This window comes from Bilifractor sp. LCP21S3_A7, assembly GCF_052118825.1.
Lineage (GTDB): Bacteria > Bacillota > Clostridia > Lachnospirales > Lachnospiraceae > Bilifractor.
In genome coordinates, this window is the sequence record NZ_JBQKGL010000001.1 from 341,847 (window position 1) to 361,451 (window position 19,605).

18 protein-coding genes are annotated in these 19,605 nt (G+C 49.7%); 3 read left to right on the plus strand and 15 right to left on the minus strand.

Annotated elements, in window-relative coordinates; translation table 11 throughout:
- Positions 1-21 precede the first annotated feature (21 nt).
- Both ACTQ1O_RS01520 and mutY read right to left on the minus strand, forming a co-directional pair.
- The gene (locus tag ACTQ1O_RS01520; RefSeq protein ID WP_441485808.1) at positions 22-1,050 is read right to left on the minus strand and encodes a glycosyltransferase family 2 protein; all 1,029 of its coding nucleotides are present in this window, start codon (positions 1,048-1,050) and stop codon (positions 22-24) included.
- Positions 1,051-1,358: 308 nt separating this feature from the next.
- On the minus strand, positions 1,359-2,588 hold the full coding sequence (mutY, locus tag ACTQ1O_RS01525) for an A/G-specific adenine glycosylase (RefSeq protein ID WP_441485809.1): 1,230 nt from the start codon (positions 2,586-2,588) through the stop codon (positions 1,359-1,361).
- A 379-nt stretch (positions 2,589-2,967) separates the two neighbouring features.
- Here mutY and ACTQ1O_RS01530 point away from each other — a divergent pair, with 379 nt between their 5' ends.
- The 3 genes from ACTQ1O_RS01530 to ACTQ1O_RS01540 all read left to right on the plus strand — a co-directional run bounded on the left by ACTQ1O_RS01530 (position 2,968) and on the right by ACTQ1O_RS01540 (position 5,224).
- Positions 2,968-3,822, plus strand: a complete 855-nt coding sequence (locus tag ACTQ1O_RS01530) for an HAD family hydrolase (RefSeq protein WP_441485810.1) — start codon at positions 2,968-2,970, stop codon at positions 3,820-3,822.
- Between the two features lie 387 nt (positions 3,823-4,209).
- Positions 4,210-4,467 (plus strand): TIGR03905 family TSCPD domain-containing protein, encoded by a 258-nt coding sequence (locus tag ACTQ1O_RS01535; protein WP_441475540.1) that lies wholly within the window; start codon positions 4,210-4,212, stop codon positions 4,465-4,467.
- Between the two features lie 325 nt (positions 4,468-4,792).
- Positions 4,793-5,224: an Hsp20/alpha crystallin family protein gene (locus ACTQ1O_RS01540; protein ID WP_441485811.1), complete on the plus strand. Its 432-nt coding sequence runs from the start codon at positions 4,793-4,795 to the stop codon at positions 5,222-5,224.
- Between the two features lie 117 nt (positions 5,225-5,341).
- Here ACTQ1O_RS01540 and ACTQ1O_RS01545 read toward each other — a convergent pair whose 3' ends face one another.
- From ACTQ1O_RS01545 to ACTQ1O_RS01605, 13 genes are all read right to left on the minus strand, one after another.
- Positions 5,342-6,352 (minus strand): AraC family transcriptional regulator, encoded by a 1,011-nt coding sequence (locus ACTQ1O_RS01545; protein ID WP_441485812.1) that lies wholly within the window; start codon positions 6,350-6,352, stop codon positions 5,342-5,344.
- A gap of 14 nt (positions 6,353-6,366) precedes the next feature.
- Entirely contained in the window at positions 6,367-7,416 is a 1,050-nt protein-coding gene (locus ACTQ1O_RS01550) for a glycoside hydrolase family 25 protein (RefSeq protein ID WP_441485813.1), read from the minus strand.
- Between the two features lie 50 nt (positions 7,417-7,466).
- On the minus strand, positions 7,467-8,876 hold the full coding sequence (locus ACTQ1O_RS01555) for a radical SAM protein (protein WP_441485814.1): 1,410 nt from the start codon (positions 8,874-8,876) through the stop codon (positions 7,467-7,469).
- 431 nt (positions 8,877-9,307) lie between these two features.
- Positions 9,308-10,909: a CapA family protein gene (locus ACTQ1O_RS01560; protein WP_441485815.1), complete on the minus strand. Its 1,602-nt coding sequence runs from the start codon at positions 10,907-10,909 to the stop codon at positions 9,308-9,310.
- A 143-nt stretch (positions 10,910-11,052) separates the two neighbouring features.
- Positions 11,053-11,202 (minus strand): hypothetical protein, encoded by a 150-nt coding sequence (locus tag ACTQ1O_RS01565; RefSeq protein WP_441485816.1) that lies wholly within the window; start codon positions 11,200-11,202, stop codon positions 11,053-11,055.
- 173 nt (positions 11,203-11,375) lie between these two features.
- Complete coding sequence (locus ACTQ1O_RS01570; RefSeq protein ID WP_441485817.1) at positions 11,376-12,200, minus strand: TPM domain-containing protein; 825 nt, start codon at positions 12,198-12,200, stop codon at positions 11,376-11,378.
- 13 nt (positions 12,201-12,213) lie between these two features.
- Positions 12,214-13,308, minus strand: a complete 1,095-nt coding sequence (locus ACTQ1O_RS01575) for a hypothetical protein (protein ID WP_441485818.1) — start codon at positions 13,306-13,308, stop codon at positions 12,214-12,216.
- A gap of 102 nt (positions 13,309-13,410) precedes the next feature.
- Positions 13,411-13,824, minus strand: coding sequence for a hypothetical protein (locus tag ACTQ1O_RS01580; protein WP_441485819.1), 414 nt, complete (start codon positions 13,822-13,824; stop codon positions 13,411-13,413).
- Positions 13,825-13,848: 24 nt separating this feature from the next.
- Positions 13,849-15,303, minus strand: coding sequence for an SPFH domain-containing protein (locus ACTQ1O_RS01585; protein WP_441100723.1), 1,455 nt, complete (start codon positions 15,301-15,303; stop codon positions 13,849-13,851).
- A 31-nt stretch (positions 15,304-15,334) separates the two neighbouring features.
- Positions 15,335-15,718, minus strand: coding sequence for a hypothetical protein (locus ACTQ1O_RS01590; protein WP_441485820.1), 384 nt, complete (start codon positions 15,716-15,718; stop codon positions 15,335-15,337).
- A 257-nt stretch (positions 15,719-15,975) separates the two neighbouring features.
- On the minus strand, positions 15,976-16,605 hold the full coding sequence (locus ACTQ1O_RS01595; protein ID WP_441100724.1) for a response regulator transcription factor: 630 nt from the start codon (positions 16,603-16,605) through the stop codon (positions 15,976-15,978).
- A gap of 26 nt (positions 16,606-16,631) precedes the next feature.
- Positions 16,632-17,624 (minus strand): hypothetical protein, encoded by a 993-nt coding sequence (locus ACTQ1O_RS01600; protein ID WP_441485821.1) that lies wholly within the window; start codon positions 17,622-17,624, stop codon positions 16,632-16,634.
- A 2-nt stretch (positions 17,625-17,626) separates the two neighbouring features.
- Positions 17,627-19,297: a histidine kinase N-terminal 7TM domain-containing protein gene (locus tag ACTQ1O_RS01605; protein ID WP_441485822.1), complete on the minus strand. Its 1,671-nt coding sequence runs from the start codon at positions 19,295-19,297 to the stop codon at positions 17,627-17,629.
- Positions 19,298-19,605: the final 308 nt, after the last annotated feature.

The following is a 19,605-nucleotide window of genomic DNA, read 5'->3' on the forward strand; positions in this document are numbered from 1 at the left end:
ACCTGTCGCATCATTCCCGGATCAGTCAAAGCCGAAGACCTTCTCCAGAACATGATACCCTTTCTTTACTACTTTTCGTCCGCCCTCCCCTGGAAGGTTCAGCGCCACACCGGACGCACTGGCACGGATTTTCAGAAACGCCATATAATCGACCTTCTTCAGACGATTCCACAGCGGAGCCTTTTCCTTCAGCATCTCCGGGTCCTCGGAACGCATTATCATGGAAGTTGTTATCATCATGATGATCAATATATCATGGAGCAAAAATTCTCTCTGCTTCGGATGAAGGCGAAGTTTATGGAACCGTTCAAAGTAATCCAGCATCAGATAGGCAACCCGCAGCTGCTGCGGAAATCTCGTCATCATGACCTTTTCATTCACGCTCTGATCTGAACGGCCGATGAAATAGCGGTACAGGTTGACATTCAGATAATACATCGTCTTCACCCTGGAAAAAGGCACAAACGCATAGATATTATCAACATAGAACGTATGCTCCGGAAGCCTAAGTTCCACCTCCCTGAGCAGCTCTGTCCGGTAAATCAGCGAATGCATCAGCACATAGTGGAACACATTCATCCGCTTTACCTGATCCCATCCGAAGATTCTGCCTTCCGGAAAATACATTCTGTATCGCATCACATATTTTCTGTATTTCCGATTCTGCTTCTCATACACATAGTTCGCAAAAAAAGCATCGACGATATTGCCAGACTTTGCAAGTCCCCGCAAAGCGTCGAGCACCTTTTCAAAAGCGCTTCTGTCCAGCCAGTCATCGCTGTCCACAACCTTGAAATAGAGTCCGGTCGCATGATCGATTCCGGTATTGACAGCCCCGCCGTGTCCTTTATTCTCCTGATGAATAGCCCGGACAATCGTCGGATATTTTTCCTGATATTCATCCGCGATCTCGGCTGTCCTATCCTTCGTCGATCCGTCATCAACGATCAGAATCTCAACATCCTCACCTCCGGTAAGGAGAGATTCAATGCACTTTCTCATGTAGCTTTCGGAATTGTAACATGGTACAGTAACGCTGAGTAACTTCATCTTCCCCGTTAAACCTTTCTTTCAATTCGGCAAAATATACCGTTTCTATAATGCCACAAGACCTGTCAAATTGCAATCTCGCATATCCTTGCCCGATCACGCAGGCTGTTCTCCTCACATCAGCCTTCACGCCGTCTGCTTTTTTGCCTGCCCCTCCAGCCATTCCATTCTACGAAAACATCCGCTCACGCCGTCTTCCCGTCTGTTTCCGGCACGGTTTCGTCAGCAGATACAGATAATATATAAATACCACTATGCAGATACAGTTTTTTCCTGACAGAAGACCTGACGGGCTGATTCCCATGGATTTATCTCTTTTGCAATCCGGCGCTCCCGGCATTCTCTGCTCTGTTCAGATTCAGTGCGTCCGCATAGGCCTTGTAGGCGGAGGGAACAGCATACTTTCTTCTTATTTCATCAATCTCCGCAAAAAACAGACCGGCTCCCGCTTTCTTGTCAGAAGTCTCGTCTGCCCCCACGGACAGGCGATCCGGAAAAGAGCCGACCCGGATCTCATATCCCCTCATCTGCCACTCGATATGCGAAAAGATGTGTCTGCTGTCTTCCAGTCTCCTAATATAAAGAGCCGGCAGTCCCAGCTCCTTCACCTTGTTCAGCGCCTCTTCTTCACTAAGACTCCCCTCAAGGTTCGGAAACTCATACAATCCTGCCAGCAGCCCCTTCTCCGGCCTTCGGTTCAAAAGTACCCTGTCTCCGTCCCGCACCACAAGGATCGTCCGGTTCTCCATCCGGCGAGGCTTTTTTTCGGACTTTACGGGAAAATCCATCTCCCGTCCCTGTTCATGCGCTTTGCACCACTTTACAAGCGGACACTCCGCGCATTTCGGCACCCCCACTGGCAGACAGATCGTCGCTCCCAGGTCCATCATACCCTGGTTGAAATCCCCGGGTGTAATCGGATTCTCTGCTGTGGTGCCGGATAACTCCAGCTTCATCGCCCCTGTCAGACTGTCTTCAATCTCTTTGCGGTATTTCTGCCTTGTGATGTCAGAGGGATCTGCCAGTACCCGGGTTATTACCCGGAGTACATTTCCATCCACTGCCGCCTGCGGCTTTCCGAATGCAATCGAAGCGATTGCTCCGGCTGTGTAGTCTCCGATCCCTTTAAGGGTTTTCAGTGTCTTCACGTCATACGGAATCTTTCCTCCAAAATCATTCATGATCTGGATTGCGGCTTTCTTCATATTACGAACTCTGCTGTAATACCCGAGGCCCTCCCACAGCTTCATGAGACGGTCCTCCGGGCAGCACGCAAGGTCTCTGACCGAGGGAAGTGCAAGCAGAAATTTCGTGTAATACTCCTTCACCACCTCCACCCTGGTCTGCTGAAGCATAATTTCCGATATCCACGTGTGATACGGATTTTTCTCCCTTCTCCAGGGAAGATCTCTCCTGTTCGCCTGATACCATCTGCCCAGAGGAAGTAAGATCCGCCGCATCTCCCGGATCCTCTCCTCCGAGACCTTTTTCTTCAACATCAGTTCCTCCGGAATCACATTCTCTGAGATCCTGTCCACTGAAAATTCCTCCGATTCTGCTGTCTTCTGATTTTCTACCCTCTGATTATCCACATTGTTTTACCTGGCAGTTATACACGATATTCTCCGAGCCATCTTCAAGTTATTATAACAGACTCAATGTAAATCGAACAGATACTCCGGACCACTCAGGACCATACACCAGTCTGGGCAGCAATAAAGATTGACACCTGCCGCATAACCTATATCCCCAGTCTGGACGGCAATAAAGATTGACACCTGTCGCCTAACCTATATACAATAGGAAAAGCAGCTTCACTTCCCGGCAGGAGCAGCCATCCGATTCTGCCTGAATACTGATGGCAATGATATCCGGAAGCTGCAGCAAAAGACAAGAGGCAAACAGAAAAGAGGTTATATGAACAAACTGCAGACAGACGGAATCATCTTCGATGTTGACGGCACGCTTTGGGATACCACACCGGTTGTTGCCGAGGCATGGAATACCGTACTGGATTCTATGAACCGGGACTACCGCTCCCGTCACCTTCCTCCCCTCCATCTGATTCATCCGGAGGGCGGCGGTTCAGGCGCGCGGATTAATAGCGAGGATCTGCGCCGTGAATTCGGAAAGCCACTTGAGACTATCGCCGACGATCTTCTTCCGGATCTCCCCGATGCGGAAAAGACTGATCTTCTTCGGCAATGGTATGAGGCCGAAGAAATTGCAATCGACCGCAACCCTCCCGAGCCCAATGAAGGACTGGAACGAACTCTTCAGACTCTCACAGGAATAGACCCACGCAAATCCGGAGAATCAAAAGCCGGTCTGCCCCGCACAAAAGCCTCGCACCAGCTGCCGCCAGGTATTCCCTGCTTCATCGTCAGCAATTGCCAGAGCGGTTATATTGAGCAGTTTCTCCGACTGACCGGTCTTGGCTGCTATATCACGGCTCATCTCTGTCCCGGAGACACAGACCGACTTAAGGCGTATAATATCTACCGCATTGCTTCTGAATATCATCTTCAGAACGCTCTTTACATCGGCGATATTCAGGCGGACTTTGACGCGACAAGGGAGGCGGACCGTCTCCTGAAGAAAGAGGCCCGGCAGAAACAGGAAAACGAATGTTGCGATTCATCGCATAATGATTGCAAGGCCCCCGATCCCTCCATACGCTTCCTCTGGGCATCCTACGGATTCGGAAGTGTAACAGATCCTGATGGAATCATCCGTCGAATCTGCGACCTGCCTGATCTGATCATCTCCTAAAAACGAAGGCAGGTCATACATAAATTGCGAATGAAATATGTCCGTCAGAATTGTTCGAATGGAACGTGTCCACCAGAATTGAATGAAACATGTCCGTCAGAATTGTGTTGGCCTATTCGGACACTCCGTATATACGTTGCCTATAAGAGATATCCGACCAATTCATGGCGACGCATCCGGATGCTTCCCACAGAAAACCGTGTGTAAGACGATCCACACCAGATAGGTCAATTGTCAGGAATAATGCCTCCCGTTTAAAACCGCGTGTAAGGCGATCCACACCAGATAGGCCAACTCGCGGGAATAATGCCCTCGCTTAAGATCGCGTGCAAGCCGAGCAAAAAGATAACATTAACATCACACATATACACAGAAAGAAGGATTTTTATGCATTACCAGTACAAAACAAAAGGAACCTGTTCCCAGCTCATTGATTTCGACATCAATGACGGCATTCTCACAAACGTAAGCTTTACCGGAGGCTGCAACGGAAATCTCTCCGGCATCAGCCGTCTGGTCGAGGGCCGCAAGGCAACTGAGGTCGCAGACATCTTAAAGGGTACAACCTGTGGATTTAAAAACACCTCCTGTCCTGACCAGCTTTCCAGGGCTCTCCTCGAGGCTGTTGAAAACGCCTCGAAATAACCGAAAAGCAGTCTGTTTCGCGCCGGTTCCTGCATCCGGCGCGATTTTTCACGCAATCATGTTTTATTTTTTAAGAAAAATTAGCACTCGCCACTTGACAGTGCTAGTAACAAGTGTTATAACAAAATTGTTCCAAAAAGAAGGAACTTATAAAACAACAATAAAGAAACAATAAAACAATAGCAATAAAACAGTACCAATAAAATAGTACCAATAAAACAACAAAAAAACAGAAGCAGCACAGAAAGACCGCTTCTATGGAACAGGCTTCCTGAACAGCCGCCTCGTATTACAGAAAATCAAAAACATAAAGGAGGAATGACTTATGTTACTGCCGGAACTTTTTGGAGATACTTTTGATGACTTTATGGATCAGGCATGGGATGGACGTTGGTTCAACGCACCTTCTGCTCCCGCTCACCGCATGAATACTGATATTAAGGAAACAAAGGACAGCTATCAGCTGGAGATGGAGCTTCCGGGATACGGAAAAGATGAGGTACACGCCGAGCTTAAAGACGGTTATCTTACAGTCACCGCAGCCAGAAACGAGAATAATGACAAGAAGGATGAAAACGGCAGATATGTACGCCGTGAACGCTACACAGGCACCGTGACCAGATCGTTCTATGTGGGTGAAAATATTGAGCCCGGAGACATTCACGCAAAATTTGAAAATGGAATTCTGACTCTCAGTATTCCAAAAGAAGCACCGAAAAAGGAAGAAACCAAAAAGACCATCACCATTGAGGGATAAAAAAATCATAGAATAAAGGCAGAGCCATCCGAACCGGCATTCCGGTCACGGATGGCTCTTGTCTTTTAAAGTATCGCCTTTTTATTAGTATCGCCTTTTATTTTTATAAGTATCGTATTAAAGCCGTATCCGTGAGTCTTTCCTGTGCCGATTCCGGAATTCCTTCGGTGTCATCTGATATCTCTCGCGAAAAATCCTATGAAAATAACTGTGATTCTCATACCCCACCGCATCAATGATATCATTCACCGGAAGGTCCGTGTCGCAAAGCAGACCTACCGCCTTGTTCAGGCGTTTCCGCTGAAGCAGTTCCTTAAAGTTCACTCCGGATGCCTTCTTAATCATGCGGCTCAGCGTGTGCGAAGGCAGGCAAAGTCCAGCGCAAAGCTCAGTCAGAGTCGCGGTCCGATAGTTCTGCTCAATATATTGCAGGGAGGTCATGAGTATCATATTCTCATATGAATCCGGTTCCATCGTTCCTGCCTTCGGAACCGCCTCCAGCAGATACATGAAAATCAGTCCCATCGTCGTCTGATTGATCCGATTCATCCTCTGAAGCAGGAAGGGTTCTCCGCCATTCTCCTTCTGAGAAATCAGCGAATAGATCATGTTTTCGATCAGATTTTGTATCTGAAGCACATCTGCGACCTTGAAATAAAGATACTCTCCCCGTCTCTCATCCTGTCTCAGCGTATTGACGATGAAATCAGCCAGCACATTGTTTGTTCCGATCATCTCAGAGGCAACATCGAAAAACTCAGGAAGAATCACAAAGTTGATCGCGATATCATTCCTGCCTGCCGGAAGAATCTCATGCCTTGTATACTGATTCAGGAAGAGAAGCTCACCCCTGCTTACCCGGATCTTTTTGCGATTGATGATATGCGTCACAGAGCCCTGGCAGATGTACATCACTTCCACATAATTATGCCTGTGCATGGGAAAATGCGCAAACCTTGTATGTGTCCGCACGGTAATCAGCTGACCTGTTTCCAGCAGCTTCGCATAATCAATGGTGAATTCCTCCCCGGAGGCATATAACTTTTTTTCAATTCCGGCTGTACCGTCCAGAATGCGCTGTTCCTCCTCTGTCACTCTGCCGAGCCGGTCCAGAAGTTCCTGATTCATTTCTTATCTTTCCCTCATTCGGCCCGGAAAAGAGCCGCCGAACCCGAAGAACCCACGGCTTCACCTGCAGATGCCTCCGAGTCATCTGCCGGTGTCATTTCGATGTCGAGATCCACACTTCCGCTGACTCCATCAACCGTCCCCGTATTCGAGTACTGCCATACCCTGAATTTGTACGGGGTACCCGGCGTCGCACTGTAATTGGAAAACCAGACCGGAAGATCATAGAGCTTTGTCATATCCAGAGTAAACGACTCCCAGTGCAGATTCGTATAGAGCATCGGTTCATAGCCAGCATCCACGATTGCAAGGCTAAAGGCCTTGATATTTTGTGTGAACTGGTCACCGCTGACACCATCGGTTCGCGCAGCGCCCTCTTCCACCGTTTCCATGTCGATCGCAGCCGGAAGATCCAGATGACGTCCGTTCAGCGTATCCGCCACAAATTTTGCCTCTTCTTCCGCCTCTGCTTCATCAATCGCCTGTGAATAAAAATAAACGCCGACATCCAGTCCTGCCTTTCTGGCTCCCTCATAATTTGTCTCAAACATAGCGTCTTCCACAAGAGAACCGTCGCTGCCATATCCACGATATCCGATTCTTAGGTACGCAAATTCATAGCCAGCATTTCGGACAGCTTCCCAGTCAACCTCCCCATTATGCTCGGAAACATCGATTCCGATACGGCTGGAATAATGATCACTGTCCGTATACGTCATCTTCTGCCCATCCAATGCAAAATCCGCTGAATTGTAGTCGTTATACATATCACTCATTGAATACGAGGTGGAAAAAAGGCGCTCTGACACCTGATTATCCTCTGCGGCGTGACTGCCGAATGCTGCAATCGCCACAAACGCTGCCGTAAAAGCAACCACTATGCCCGCGAGTATGCGGTTTCGGAGAATCTTTCTCCTCTCCGCTCTCGTCACCCGGTGACGTGCACCGTTTCTTCCCCTTTTTTTCCTGTTTGCTGCCATATGCGATCGGGCAGACGCAATGCCGCCCGTTCCTTTCTTAAATCTTCTCTCACATACCTTACACACAAAAAAGGAGTGTGTCAATCTTGACACACTCCTTTTCAATATCTCTCTTCTGCCGCAGACAGATTCCGTCAGCCCTCGTCGCTGATACCCTGAATCTGATCCTCTGTCTTCGGAACATAATCCGGATGATCGGATGCCCAGAGTTTCTCGGCAACCGGCGCCCAGTTCTTCGCGTATTCCTCAACCTTATGTGTCAGATGGTCTACATTCTCCGGATCTGACATATCGGTTGACTTCGCTCCAGTCGCATGAACCATTGCGCGAAGCTTTGCCGGATTCTCAAGCATCGGACAAGGACGAAGCAGGTTGTCGCTGAACGGCTGTCCGTCATGATATGCCTTGAACAGCGGCTGCTGCAGGCACTCGAGAATACTGTTCTGGTGAATATTCGCCCCGGAATAATGAATGAATACACAGGGCTCAGCGTCACCGTTCGGATTGATGTGGAAGTAAGCCTTACCTCCGGCGATACATCCGGATACCCACTCACCGTCATTCTGGAAATCCATAAGGAAGATTTCCTTGCCTCCGTGGTATCCGCGGACCTCACGGATTCTGTGATACATATACTCTCGCTGCTCCGGTGTCGGAACAAGCTCCATTGTTGTATCATTTCCGGTCGGCATGAAGTGGAAGTACCAGCTGAACAGAACTCCCTTGTCAATCAGGAAATCAAGGAACTCATCGCTGGTAACCGCCTTATAGTTCGCGCTGGTATAGCAGATGGAAGTACCATATGGAAGTCTGTTTTCACGAAGAAGATCCATCGTCTTCATAACCTTGTCAAATACACCTTCGCCGCGGCGGTTATCGGTTGCATCCTCAAGGCCCTCGATCGACATGGAAAGCACGATATTCTTGCATTCCTTCATGTCATCACAGAACTGCTGATCTACCAGAGTTCCATTCGTGAAGATCATGAATCCGCAGTCCTTATGAGCCTTTGCGAGCTTCACAATGTCTTTCTTGCGGACCATCGGTTCTCCGCCGGTCAGAACATAACCGCGGGTACCCAGTGCCTTTCCCTCGGTGACAATACGGTCCATATCCTCATAAGAGAGGTTCAGCGTACGGCTGTACTCAGATGCCCAGCATCCTACACAGTGCAGGTTGCATGCCGAAGTCGGATCAAAAAGGATGACCCACGGCACATTGATATTATATTTCTCAGCATTCTTTCTGGTCTCATGGTATCCAACATAGCCGGCTTCGAATCCAAATGCCATGAACAGACCCTTTACAACCTCCGGGTCAACGTCGCGCAGAATACGATCAAAAAAGTTTGCGTACTTTTCGCCCTTGGTAAACGTCTTTCTTAAATTGTCAAAAGCTTCCGGTTTCCATGTATCTCCAAGGAATTTCTGCGCCGTATCAATTACCTTGATATAGCCATCTTCCTTATTTGCTGTTTTGATTACCTGATTTAATACAAGCTCGAATGCTTTCCTCTCGGCAGCATGCACGATTGCGTTTGGCATCTTCATTAACCTCCTGATGAAACATTTATCTGACACTGCAACAATTATAAAATTTCGCTAAAAAAATGTCGAGAACAATTCCTTCAAATCAGTGGGACAAAATAAGATACCTGTCCAATTAGTGGACAACTAGCCGAAAACGTCAAATGGTCATTTTCAGCCGTACCGGCGCCATTTGTTGTACAGATTCATTAACAGGCTTGTCTTTTAAGACGAGTCACGTTGTCAGAACTGGTCAATATTTGCGTGTGATATTTACACGCAGGCTCAGATGTATCCCCTCCTCCAGGAGCTTCCCCTATGTTTCAGAAGGCAGCTGCAGCAGTCTGTCCATCCTGCAGCCGCCTTATCGCCGCCAGAATCCTACACATAATATGACAAGGACGCATTCGCCAGACCATACCGCAGCCTGTCTTCTCCAGCCATTCCCTTCAGTCTGAAAAATCAAGATAGCGGCTGTCAATGGAGTCTGTCAGAATACGCTTAATGTAAGCCAGATCAAATACTGTTCCATCCGTGATGTAACCATTTATCCCGCTTGCTTTCGCCTGTTCGTCAGTGTAATCCTTCAGGAGAACCACATGCGCGTCCGCTCCACCCTCTCCGTAGTCCGTAACAATCGGTACAAGGCTCGGATCGATAACGGTAACCTCTGGTTCTGATTCATCTGCTCCGTCGTTGCGGAAACGAAATGTACAGTCAATCGCCGTCCCGATCAGCTCGTCAGGCTGTTCCTGCGTTGACACAAAATTTCCCAGACAGTATGCGCAGAAAACCTTACGCCCGTCGGAAGCTGTCAGCATCTCAGCCGGCTGCACGACATGCGCGTGATCACCGATAATCAGGTCGGCGCCCCAGTCTGCAAGGTTCTGAGCCATTTCCTTTTGAAAATCCGTCACCTCATGACTGTCCTCATCACCCCAGTGACACGCAACAACCACAGCGTCCGCTTTTTCATCCGCCTTCTGGATCTGTGCTTCAATCAGCGAGGTCTCATACAGATAGATCACCCTCTGGTCCGTATCTGACGGCGTATCATATATTCCTCTTCCATCCAGCTCATTCGTCATCTGTGTATACGTCAGAAACGCTATGGTCTTACCATTTGAACAGGTGTATATCGGAATATCATCGTACTTCACTTCAAACTGAGGGCTGAGGCCCGCATCGCTGTAGCCCGCAGTATAACTCGTGCTGCCGTCCGTGTCTTTTTCCCAGAGACCGGTTGTCAGGAACTTCGCGCCCGAAGGCATGTCGTTCTGCCAGAACTTCACGGCCGCATTGATTCCTTCCGTTCCAAGATCATAAATATGGTTGTTCGCGAGACTGAAGATATTGAAACCGGCTTTGTACAAGTCAATCCCGTCCTGGCCCGGTGTTGAAAACTCCGGATAACCCGACGGCGTGATTTCATTGTTGATATCTGTTTCCACATCGATCCAGTTCACCTCGTGCTCCTGAATAAAAGAGGAAACGCCGTCATACAAATAGCTGAAATCATACGAGCCTCCGCTGCCTCGTTCCTCAGCCTGCGTGAGCATCCGCTCCGATATCAGGTTATCACCCACAGCAGAAAAACGGACCTCCATGCTGTCTTTTCTGTCATATGCTTTCCCTCCGGATCCTGAGTTCACTGACTCGGATCCTGCAGTCACTTTTTCCTGTCCGGTGCTTGAAGTATCTGTTACACCAGCCGACGAATCTTTTCCGTAATTCGACGAGGACCTCTTTGCAGACATTCGGACTCCGCTCACGATTCCGATCATAGCGACAGCCACAGCTGCACCGGCAACAATCCGGACGGTTTTTTTCCGGAACCTGACGCGCCTCTCTTCCTCCTCGCGGCGGCGCCGCTCTCTCTGTTTTCGTCTCCTCTGCAGCTCCTCCAGTCCTTCCTGCTCATCCTGCTCTATTTCACGGATCTCTTCCTCAAGATCCACCTGTTCAGAGGCGGTGAGCCGTCTGACCTGCTTCTTCCCGTTCGCAGAATCTGCGGAATCTCTCATTCTATGATGGTTTTCCTTATTTTCCACCCGTTTTTCTCCCTTTTTTACTCATTTCTCTCAAGCCATGGTTTTCTCTAAGCCCGATGCAGACATCTTGTACCTTCCCTCCGGAGAAGGGGCTTCCTCCTCCTTGTTGCGCAAAGAACAGCAGAAGCTGATGCTATTGGCATTTAGCCGCTCAATCCAGCTTTTGCCATTGTTGATATCATATCTTCCTTATATTCTATCTCTACAATATGAAACGCACAAGGAGCTCCTTTTTTCAAACTCCCCCTGAAATAATAAATCTTAATGATTCTTTCCTTTTCATCGTTCTTCACACACAGCCTATCCTGCAGACAGCCATGTAAAGCTCTTGAAATGTATCAATCTATGCATACACTATAAAAGGGCTCCCTAAAGGAGCCCTTTATAAAACATTAAGATTTCTTAAGATGTGCTGTATAAGTTCTTCTAAAAACGCCGACAGGATCGTCTTGCCTTTCGTTTCCTCCTAGAATTTTCCACCGCCTCCCCCGTGTATTGTCCCGGAAGACGATGTGTGCGTGCTGCTTTCAGAACCATTATTTTTTGCTTTTTCCGTGCGTTCAATCTTGTGATACAGGAACAGATCTTTGCTTTCCGTCACGATCATACTTCCTTCCCTCACATAGCTGCCCGCTGCAGCCTGGGCACGGACCGTCTTCAGCTGCTGTTTCATGGAGCCTACGATAAGCAGAGCTGTCACAAAGCCGATTGCCACGGAGACCAAAAACCAGACCGCAGACAACGGCTTCCGGGGAATATCAGACTTATCGAACGGATTGCCCTCTCTTGCCTGCGTCACATACGAACTGCCCAGACGGGCAAACGTACGAAAGGCTTCCGTATAGTTCCCGGCAGACAGATCTCCTTTCATCTGCTCTCCGAGATATTGAATGCCCTCGTCTGTAAAAGCCGTAATTCCATATCCGTGCGTGGAAACTGCCCAGTCCCTGTCCTCTGTGCTGATCAGAAGCAGAGCTCCATCCTTATCGCTTCCATAGCCGTACTGGCAGGAATTATACCAGTCATCCGCATAATCTCTGGCGGTCCGGCCCTCCAGACTCTCTACAATCACAATGCACAGATCAAATTTCAGCTCTGTGCTGTCTTGATCAAGAAGCTGCTGAATCTCGCTGTCCTCTTCTTCTGTTATAACAGCGGCCTGATCCTGCAGACGGTGATATGCGTCTGCGAATCCGCCTGTTTCTTCTCCACTGTCCGCTGCAAAAGCCGGCACTGCCATGCCAAGACAAAGTGCGAGCAGAAGAAAAATCGAAAAAATACGCTTTTTCATCGGTCTGCCCTCCCTATAAGATTCTCGCCAGATGCAGAAGCCAGATAATCCCGTAGGCCGCGGCACTGCACAGGGCTGTCAGCCCTAATGTCCATTTACGGGCTGCGCCTTTATCTACCGGAAGATCGCCCACCAGTTTTCCGGTCTGACCGTTCATCGCGAAGGTGTAGTTTTTTCCATTCCAGGTGGTGTTGAGCATCCACACCGGATAGAGCGCATAGGCTGCCTTTCCGCCCCGAAGCTTTACGCTGCCTGCTTCCGGAACCACACTCGTATAGTTCCTGACCGTATCCGCAAAGGCTTTCTCCGTGCTCTGTTTGATCCTGGCATTGGCCCGTTCTATGCTCTGTTCTTCATCTACATCATATTTATCTGCCAGATATCCCGCCAGATAAGCTGTTTTGAAATCTACCGCATCGGAAAACAGGAACGGCTCAATCGACTCCATCAGATCGTCCGGCATTTTGGAAGAGCCGTCCACAGGAACCCTCTCAAAGCCAATCTCCCCGCCCCGGGTGACCAAATAGTAGCTGGTCTCCTTGTATTGATAGCTGCTGTCGCTCCAGGTCCGGACGCTGGTCGCCTTATATCGGATGTTCGCCTCCGCCTCCGCGTCAAAAAGCCAGAACGGCACGTATATGCCCTTGATCTCATCAATGTGATTCTGATCCCTGAACACCTTGGGAAGAAGCCGCTTTCCACCGTAATGCTTTTGAAGCGCTTCCTTCGCAGCCTTCTTGTCCATCTTGAACGGAATGATATAATCCGGCTTCAGCGCGCCGGAAAACTGCCCCGTCATAACCACCGGATTCCCGCAGAACGGACAGGATGCCGCCGCGGTATTCTCATCGCCTACGATCTCACCGCCGCACGACTGGCACACATAAGTGCGAAGTCCCTCCGCTTCTCCTTCCTGCCACGCTCCTCCCGCGGCTGTTTCCCAGTTCATCTCATCCTCCCGGCCGGAGGCCTGTTCCCCGGCATAGGCTTCCAGGGTTTCTACTTCAAATTCCGTATCGCAAAACGGACATTTCATTTTCTGCGTCCCGCTGTCAAAGGCAATTGCACCTCCGCAGCACGGACATTTATATTCCTGTAAAGCACTCATATGCGCTTCCTCCCTGCATGCTTTCTATATCTGCCGCCCATGCAAGAGGGCTTCCGCGAAACAGCAGTCCTCTTGTTCATAAACGTCCTTTTATGCTCCCTGTCACGCCCTTGCAGCCGGTTTTGTTTTTACCGCTCCAAGGATATATAAGACGGGTACCAGAAGATTGACCACAAGGTTAATGATTTTAAACTCCCCTCCGCCTTTCACACTGACCGCCATAGAAATCATGCTGAGAGCCACTATCGCAATACCAAGGATCACGCACCCGCCGGCTTTTTCCGGCAATCTGCACGCTTTGAGGCCCTTTGCGCCTGCAAGAATCTCAACTGCCGAGGTGACCACTGCAAGAACGGAGCCGGCATAGAGAAGTCCGGTTCCTTCCGCACTCCCCATCAATGCCGCCAGTGCGCTGACTCCCAGAATTGCAAATACTCCTGCGAGCAAGGCGATAATTCCACCGATGACCATTAAAATCGATGTGACCTTCAAAAATGTCTGTCCCTGATTCTTCATAGCTTTCCCTCCCCTCATCAAGATTTACTTCCGGTCGCTGTCGTCAAAAGGATCCCCGCATTCCGGGCAAAATTTCGGTGGGTGCGCCGGATCCTCCGGCTCCCATCCGCATTTGTCACACCGGTACACCGGTGCGCCTGCAGGTTTTGGGGCACCACAATTTGAGCAGAACCTGCCTTTATTTACCGTTCCGCAGGAACAGGTCCAGCCAACCTCCTCCGACGGCCTCGGTGAGCCGCATTCCGGGCAGAACTTTCCGGTCGCCGTGGCCCCGCATTTGCACTTCCATGCCCCTGCCGGTACCGGCTCCGGTCTCTTCGCGCCGCACTCCGGACAGAACTTTCCGGTCGCCACTGCTCCGCAGCTGCATTTCCAGCTGTTCTGTTCAGGCGCTGCGGTCTGCGGCTGCCGGGATTGCCCGGACTGCATCTGCTGAGACTGCGCCTGTTGTGCCTGCATCTGCTGTCCCATGCTGTACAGGTTCTGCGCCGCGCCGAATCCGCCCTGACTTCCGATGCCGGCCATTCCCATGCCAAGGAAACCGGTCATGGCCCCGGCAGAATTTCCGGCGGCAGTCTCCATGGCATCCGCTGTCGCATTTGTCACCCGGCCTGCCATCATAAACGGATTGGTTCCCACCGTAGCCGCATCCTCCATCTCGTTGATCTTCTTCATATCGGCTTCGGTCAGCGTAATCGGATTCAGTGCAATCTTCCCGACGGAAATGCCGCGGTTGTCGATCCATTCCTGCCGCAATGCCTCGTTCATCGCGGCTTTCAATTCTCCGGATTTGGCCGGAATCTGTGCAGGCCTGAGCTCCTGCTCGGCGAGCGCTCCGAAGGCCGGCTGAAGCGCGTCAATGAATTCCGTCTTAAGCTGCGCATCAATCTGGTCACGGGTATATTCGTCCGCGACATTCCCGCAGAGCCGCTTATAAAAAACCAGCGGATCAGAGATCACATAGGTATATACTCCGTTGCACCGCAGCTGAACCGTTCGGCTCATGCCGATCCGCTTATTCACGACTTCAAAAATGATCGGATTTGCCGTTCCGAACTTATTGTCCAGGATTTCCTTTGTATTAAAATAATAGACACGCTGATCCCTGCCCGTGTCGCCGCCGTAGGTGAAACGCCTCCCAAGCGTGCGGAAGCTTTCCTTCAGGCTCTCCCCGAACCTCCCGCTGAAGATACTGGGCTCCGAGGATGTATCATAGGTAAACTCTCCCGGCTCGGCACAGACCTCGACAATTTCACCCTGATCCACAATGATCATGCACTGACCATCCGCCACGGCGATGCCCGAGCCGCTTGAGATCACATTGTCATTTCCCCTGGTATTGGAAGAACGCCCGGTGATCCGTTTCTGTCCGCGTCTCATTAGAACGTCATTGGGAAGCGCATCACAATAGAAAAATTCCTTCCACTGGTCTGCCAGTGTAGATCCAAGCGCCCCGATTCCTGCTTTGATAAGTCCCATACCATTACCTCCCGTCTCGATTTTTGTTCTGTCACAGTGCGTCAATGACTGCCGACAGATAACTGGAAGAAACCGATCCATAGATAAAGTTGTCAATCAGACCATCTTTTTTGGCCTGTCTGACCCGGTCCGCCAGTTTTTTCTCCGTGTTCTCATCAACTACCAGCACCACCTTGCAATCCGGATTGCTGTTCTTCAGCGCATCACGAATTCGCATTCTTCCCTCCAGCATCCATGGCGCATAAGCGGTAACCTCCATAACCAGAATGTTCGCCAGTATGGCATTGCATAATTCCAGAGTCTTGTCCGGACTTTCACTCATGACCGGATCAAAATCAGAATCAAATTTACGCAATGCTTCCGCTATCGCATCCGCAAACAGCATATTCTGCATATCAATCACGACCCGACGCAATATCCTTACCTCCAAATGTTCTGATTCATATCCGACCCCAGACATGAGACAATGCGTTTCTTTCTGTACACCCTCATTATAAGAGCAGCGAATTCTTCCTTCCCTACCCATAAGGGTAAAGTTATCGAATCGGTACCTTTTGCAAAAGCGAAACCGCCTGAAGTTACATACAAAAATCCCCGGCTTACTCTGATATGTATCCGGAATTCCGGGTACACATCAAAATAAACCGGGGACTTAATAAATCAGACATCCTTTCAATCAAACAGCTTCGGTATAATATATTGTTTTCCTGTAACGGCGATGGCGAGCTGTGTCTTGTTTGCATAGCCTGTTTTCTGCAGAATGTTTCGAATATGATACTTTACATTGTCTTTCGTGTAGTGCAGCCGTTCTGCGATTTCGCTGTACTCCAGCCCTTCACAGACCAGGCGCAGCACCTTGATTTCAGTCTCCGTCAAATCATTGCTGGTCGTAATTCCGATCTTTACCGCCGGTGTCTCCGCAGGCCAGATCTGTCTGCCCTGCATAGTCGCATCCATGACGGTCAGCAGGTCCTCCGGACTGACGTCTTTATACCAGAAGCTATCCGCCCCTGCTTCTCGCGCACGCTTGATAAAGCTCTCCTCAACCATCGAGGTGACAACAATGATTTTCAATTCCGGAAACTGCCTGCGCAGCTCGGAAGCTGTGTCGATACCGTCTTTCGTACTATGGGTACAGACATCCATAAGCACCAGATCGACCCTGCTCCTGCGGCAGACGGTTTCTGCAAGGTCCGCTTTCGACAGACTGCCCACCAGTTCGTAGTCTCCGCCATTTTTCACGATATTCTCCATATATTCCCTGGCAATCCGCTGGTCATCAATGACCAAAACCTTCGTCATACTGCCCCTCCTGTTCTCTCCCGATCTCACAATCTGACGCCAACACAGTCCGGCAGCCTCACGGTCAGAACAAACGACGGATGCCAACAGATTTCCATCCTTCCGTCCTCTTTCACAACGAGTCTCTCCAGATCCGCCAGACCGCCCCGCGGCGCAGCCGCCTCTTCCGGCGGCCTTCCGTCATTGGTCACGCGAAGCATGTGCCAACCCTGCCCGCGCTCTACTTCCACAAAAAGTATTGTGGCATCCGCATGTCGAGCTGCATTGACACATGCTTCCCGCATAATCTTCAAAAACAGCTCCAGCGTCTCCCTTTCTTTCGGCATTTGCCCTGTTATTTTTACATGAATACCGGATACCGCTGCATCATGGATAAACTCCGTCAGGCCTTCCTGCGGGCAGCTGTTTTCCTCCTGCAGCACCTGAATGGCGCGGCGAAACTGCACGACTGCTGCAGAATTTTCCGAAGAAGCAGTACCGCTGCGCAACATCTGCCGTATCGCGGTGACCCCGAGGTTCATTTGGTCATGCAGCCGTGATTTCATGTTTAAAATTTCCTGCTCCCTGGCTGCCTCCTTCATATGATCTGACAGATTTTTCAATTCCTCATACATCTTTTTCAGCTCTTTTGACTGACGTTTTAATTCCTGCCGCCTTTCATACAATTCGGTCACATTGCTGAACACCGTCTCTATATAGATCTCTCCATATTCCGTTTTGACCGGAGCTTCCGAATACTTCCATACGCTTCCATCGGGGAAGAGAAAGACATTACCGTCCCGTACAATACCGGTCGATGAATCGCACCCGTCCAGTGCACTTTTCAGCTCCTGATAGCTTTGAAGATCACTCTGTGCCATTTTTCGAAACAGCCTGTACATGACTGCGTTGCACAGTTTCACTGATCCGGAGGAGTTAAAATAGCAAACTGCGGCCGGAAGTGTGTCGAGTGCTTCTTTTACGGCAATACGCAGTGCATATTGATGCCGGATCCGTTCTGCCGCTTTTCCAATCCACATGATCACACCCCGCCTTTCCGCATTCGGAACGAAAAGCGATACATTCCTTTGTCTTCGGCAGAAAAAAAATCAGCGGTCTGCGCAAACTGCGTCAGATCCGTCTCGCAGACAAATTCCATATGCAGCAGATAACTGCCCGCATCGTTCCGCAGATGAATCCAGACATTGGTGAGGTCATACAAACAGGACTCCGTCATCGTCTCGAAGCTCCGGTACACCCGAAGCATATCCGAGGTTGCAAGCAGAACCCCCGATGGCAGTGTATAGAGACAGTTCACACCGAGAAGCTCCAGATTCATAAAGGATTCCTCAAAGCACCTGGACAGGTCCCGGATATCCGCGGATGAACTGCGCTCGCGGATAAGCAGCAGATTGCCGTATCGTTTGATATAGGCGCCGATTACCGCCGCGCCCGCCAGAAGCCGGCCGCATCTGCTGCCATCCGTTTCTGTCTCGTAATTTTCCAGAATCCGTTCGATCAGATCCATCTGCCGCTCTGTTTCGCTCTGGAGCAGATCATTTACCCTGTTTTTCTCCTGAAGGGCAAGAATCCTTTTCTTCATTTCCAGATTCTTCCGTCGGATACGGTTACGTTCCGCAAGCTCCGAGCAGTTATCCTCAATCTGATCGATGGCTTCGGTCAGTTCAGAAACATCCTCCTGCCAGAGAACATGACCGAATCCAATCGGCTGACTCCTGACAAGCGTATTTTTATCTGCCAGGATGGCCTCGTCCCCTGCCTTTCTCCTCTGTTCCTCCGTCAGCGTGACTGCGTTGAGGCTTGCAAGACAGACATTATTCTCAGCATCCGTTATCTGCGCTCCGAGCCTGCTGACCGGAAACAGTTCGTCGTAACCGGTATTGCTCTGGATCAGGCCACATTGGATACAGCTTTCAAGTGCTGCCGAGAACAGCAGGCAATATACAATGGTAATATCACCGGCAAGCATCCTCAGCCATAACAGCTGAACAATACCGAACGAATCTAAAATCCACAGCGTGCCGTAAATCATTGCAAGGATGACCGGAAGAAAGGGCAATATCAGGACTTTGCGGCTGTGCGGAATCCGGCATTTAATCAGCATGATCACAAGAGCAGTTACACTGCATAACATCATCCAGACGACAACCAGAAAATAACCAATGCCATAATTATAATCATCCATCCACACCACAGCGTCGGCAGGAAAAATGAATACGATCTGATGCAAATCGTTGGTCAGAACCAGCATCAGGAGCAGCACCGTTGGTATATATAACAATGCTGTCCACTTCGGCAGTCGGAAATTTTCTCCTTTTCCCAGTGACAGCGCGATAAACACTGCCAGCAGCGGAATCATCAGCAGGGGAACATAGTACAGGTGCCACAGGAACCGGATCAGCCATACACCTTTCTCCAGCGAATACCGGATGGTTCTGACGGCAATCCAGAATATGATGAGAGCAGAAATAACGATGAGATAACGGCGCACCTGAATCTGAATGATCCGTCTGTGGATCGAAATCCCCCAAACGAGAAACAAAACCAGATAAATACCCGGACGAATTATGTCGCTGATCCGGTCCAATACGCCATCGGTCCGGTAAGCAGCCTGACGCAGCGCCATCGCCGCCAGGACGGAAAGAAGCACATACAGAAAAACGCGAAGCTTTTTCAGAGAAGATTTTGTCACCGCGCATTTCCTCCTTCCCTTCGGGGAGTGCCCGGCACGAAGCCAGCCGTGTCATAAACAAGTTATACTATCAAGTATTGCATATTTGTTTCGTGTCAGTTTACGCTCTGTATATATTTTATTCTATTATCGCAATCCCCACAAGAACTTCAGGATTTTTTTTGGATATATTTTTCTGTTCCAAAATCTAATTTCTGTTTCAACCAAAACCTCCCGAGCTTCCAGCTGTCATATCCGGACAAAAAAAACGAGTCCGCAGTGACGAGCAGGCCGTACTCACCTGACCTTGATCCAAAAAGTCCAGTATT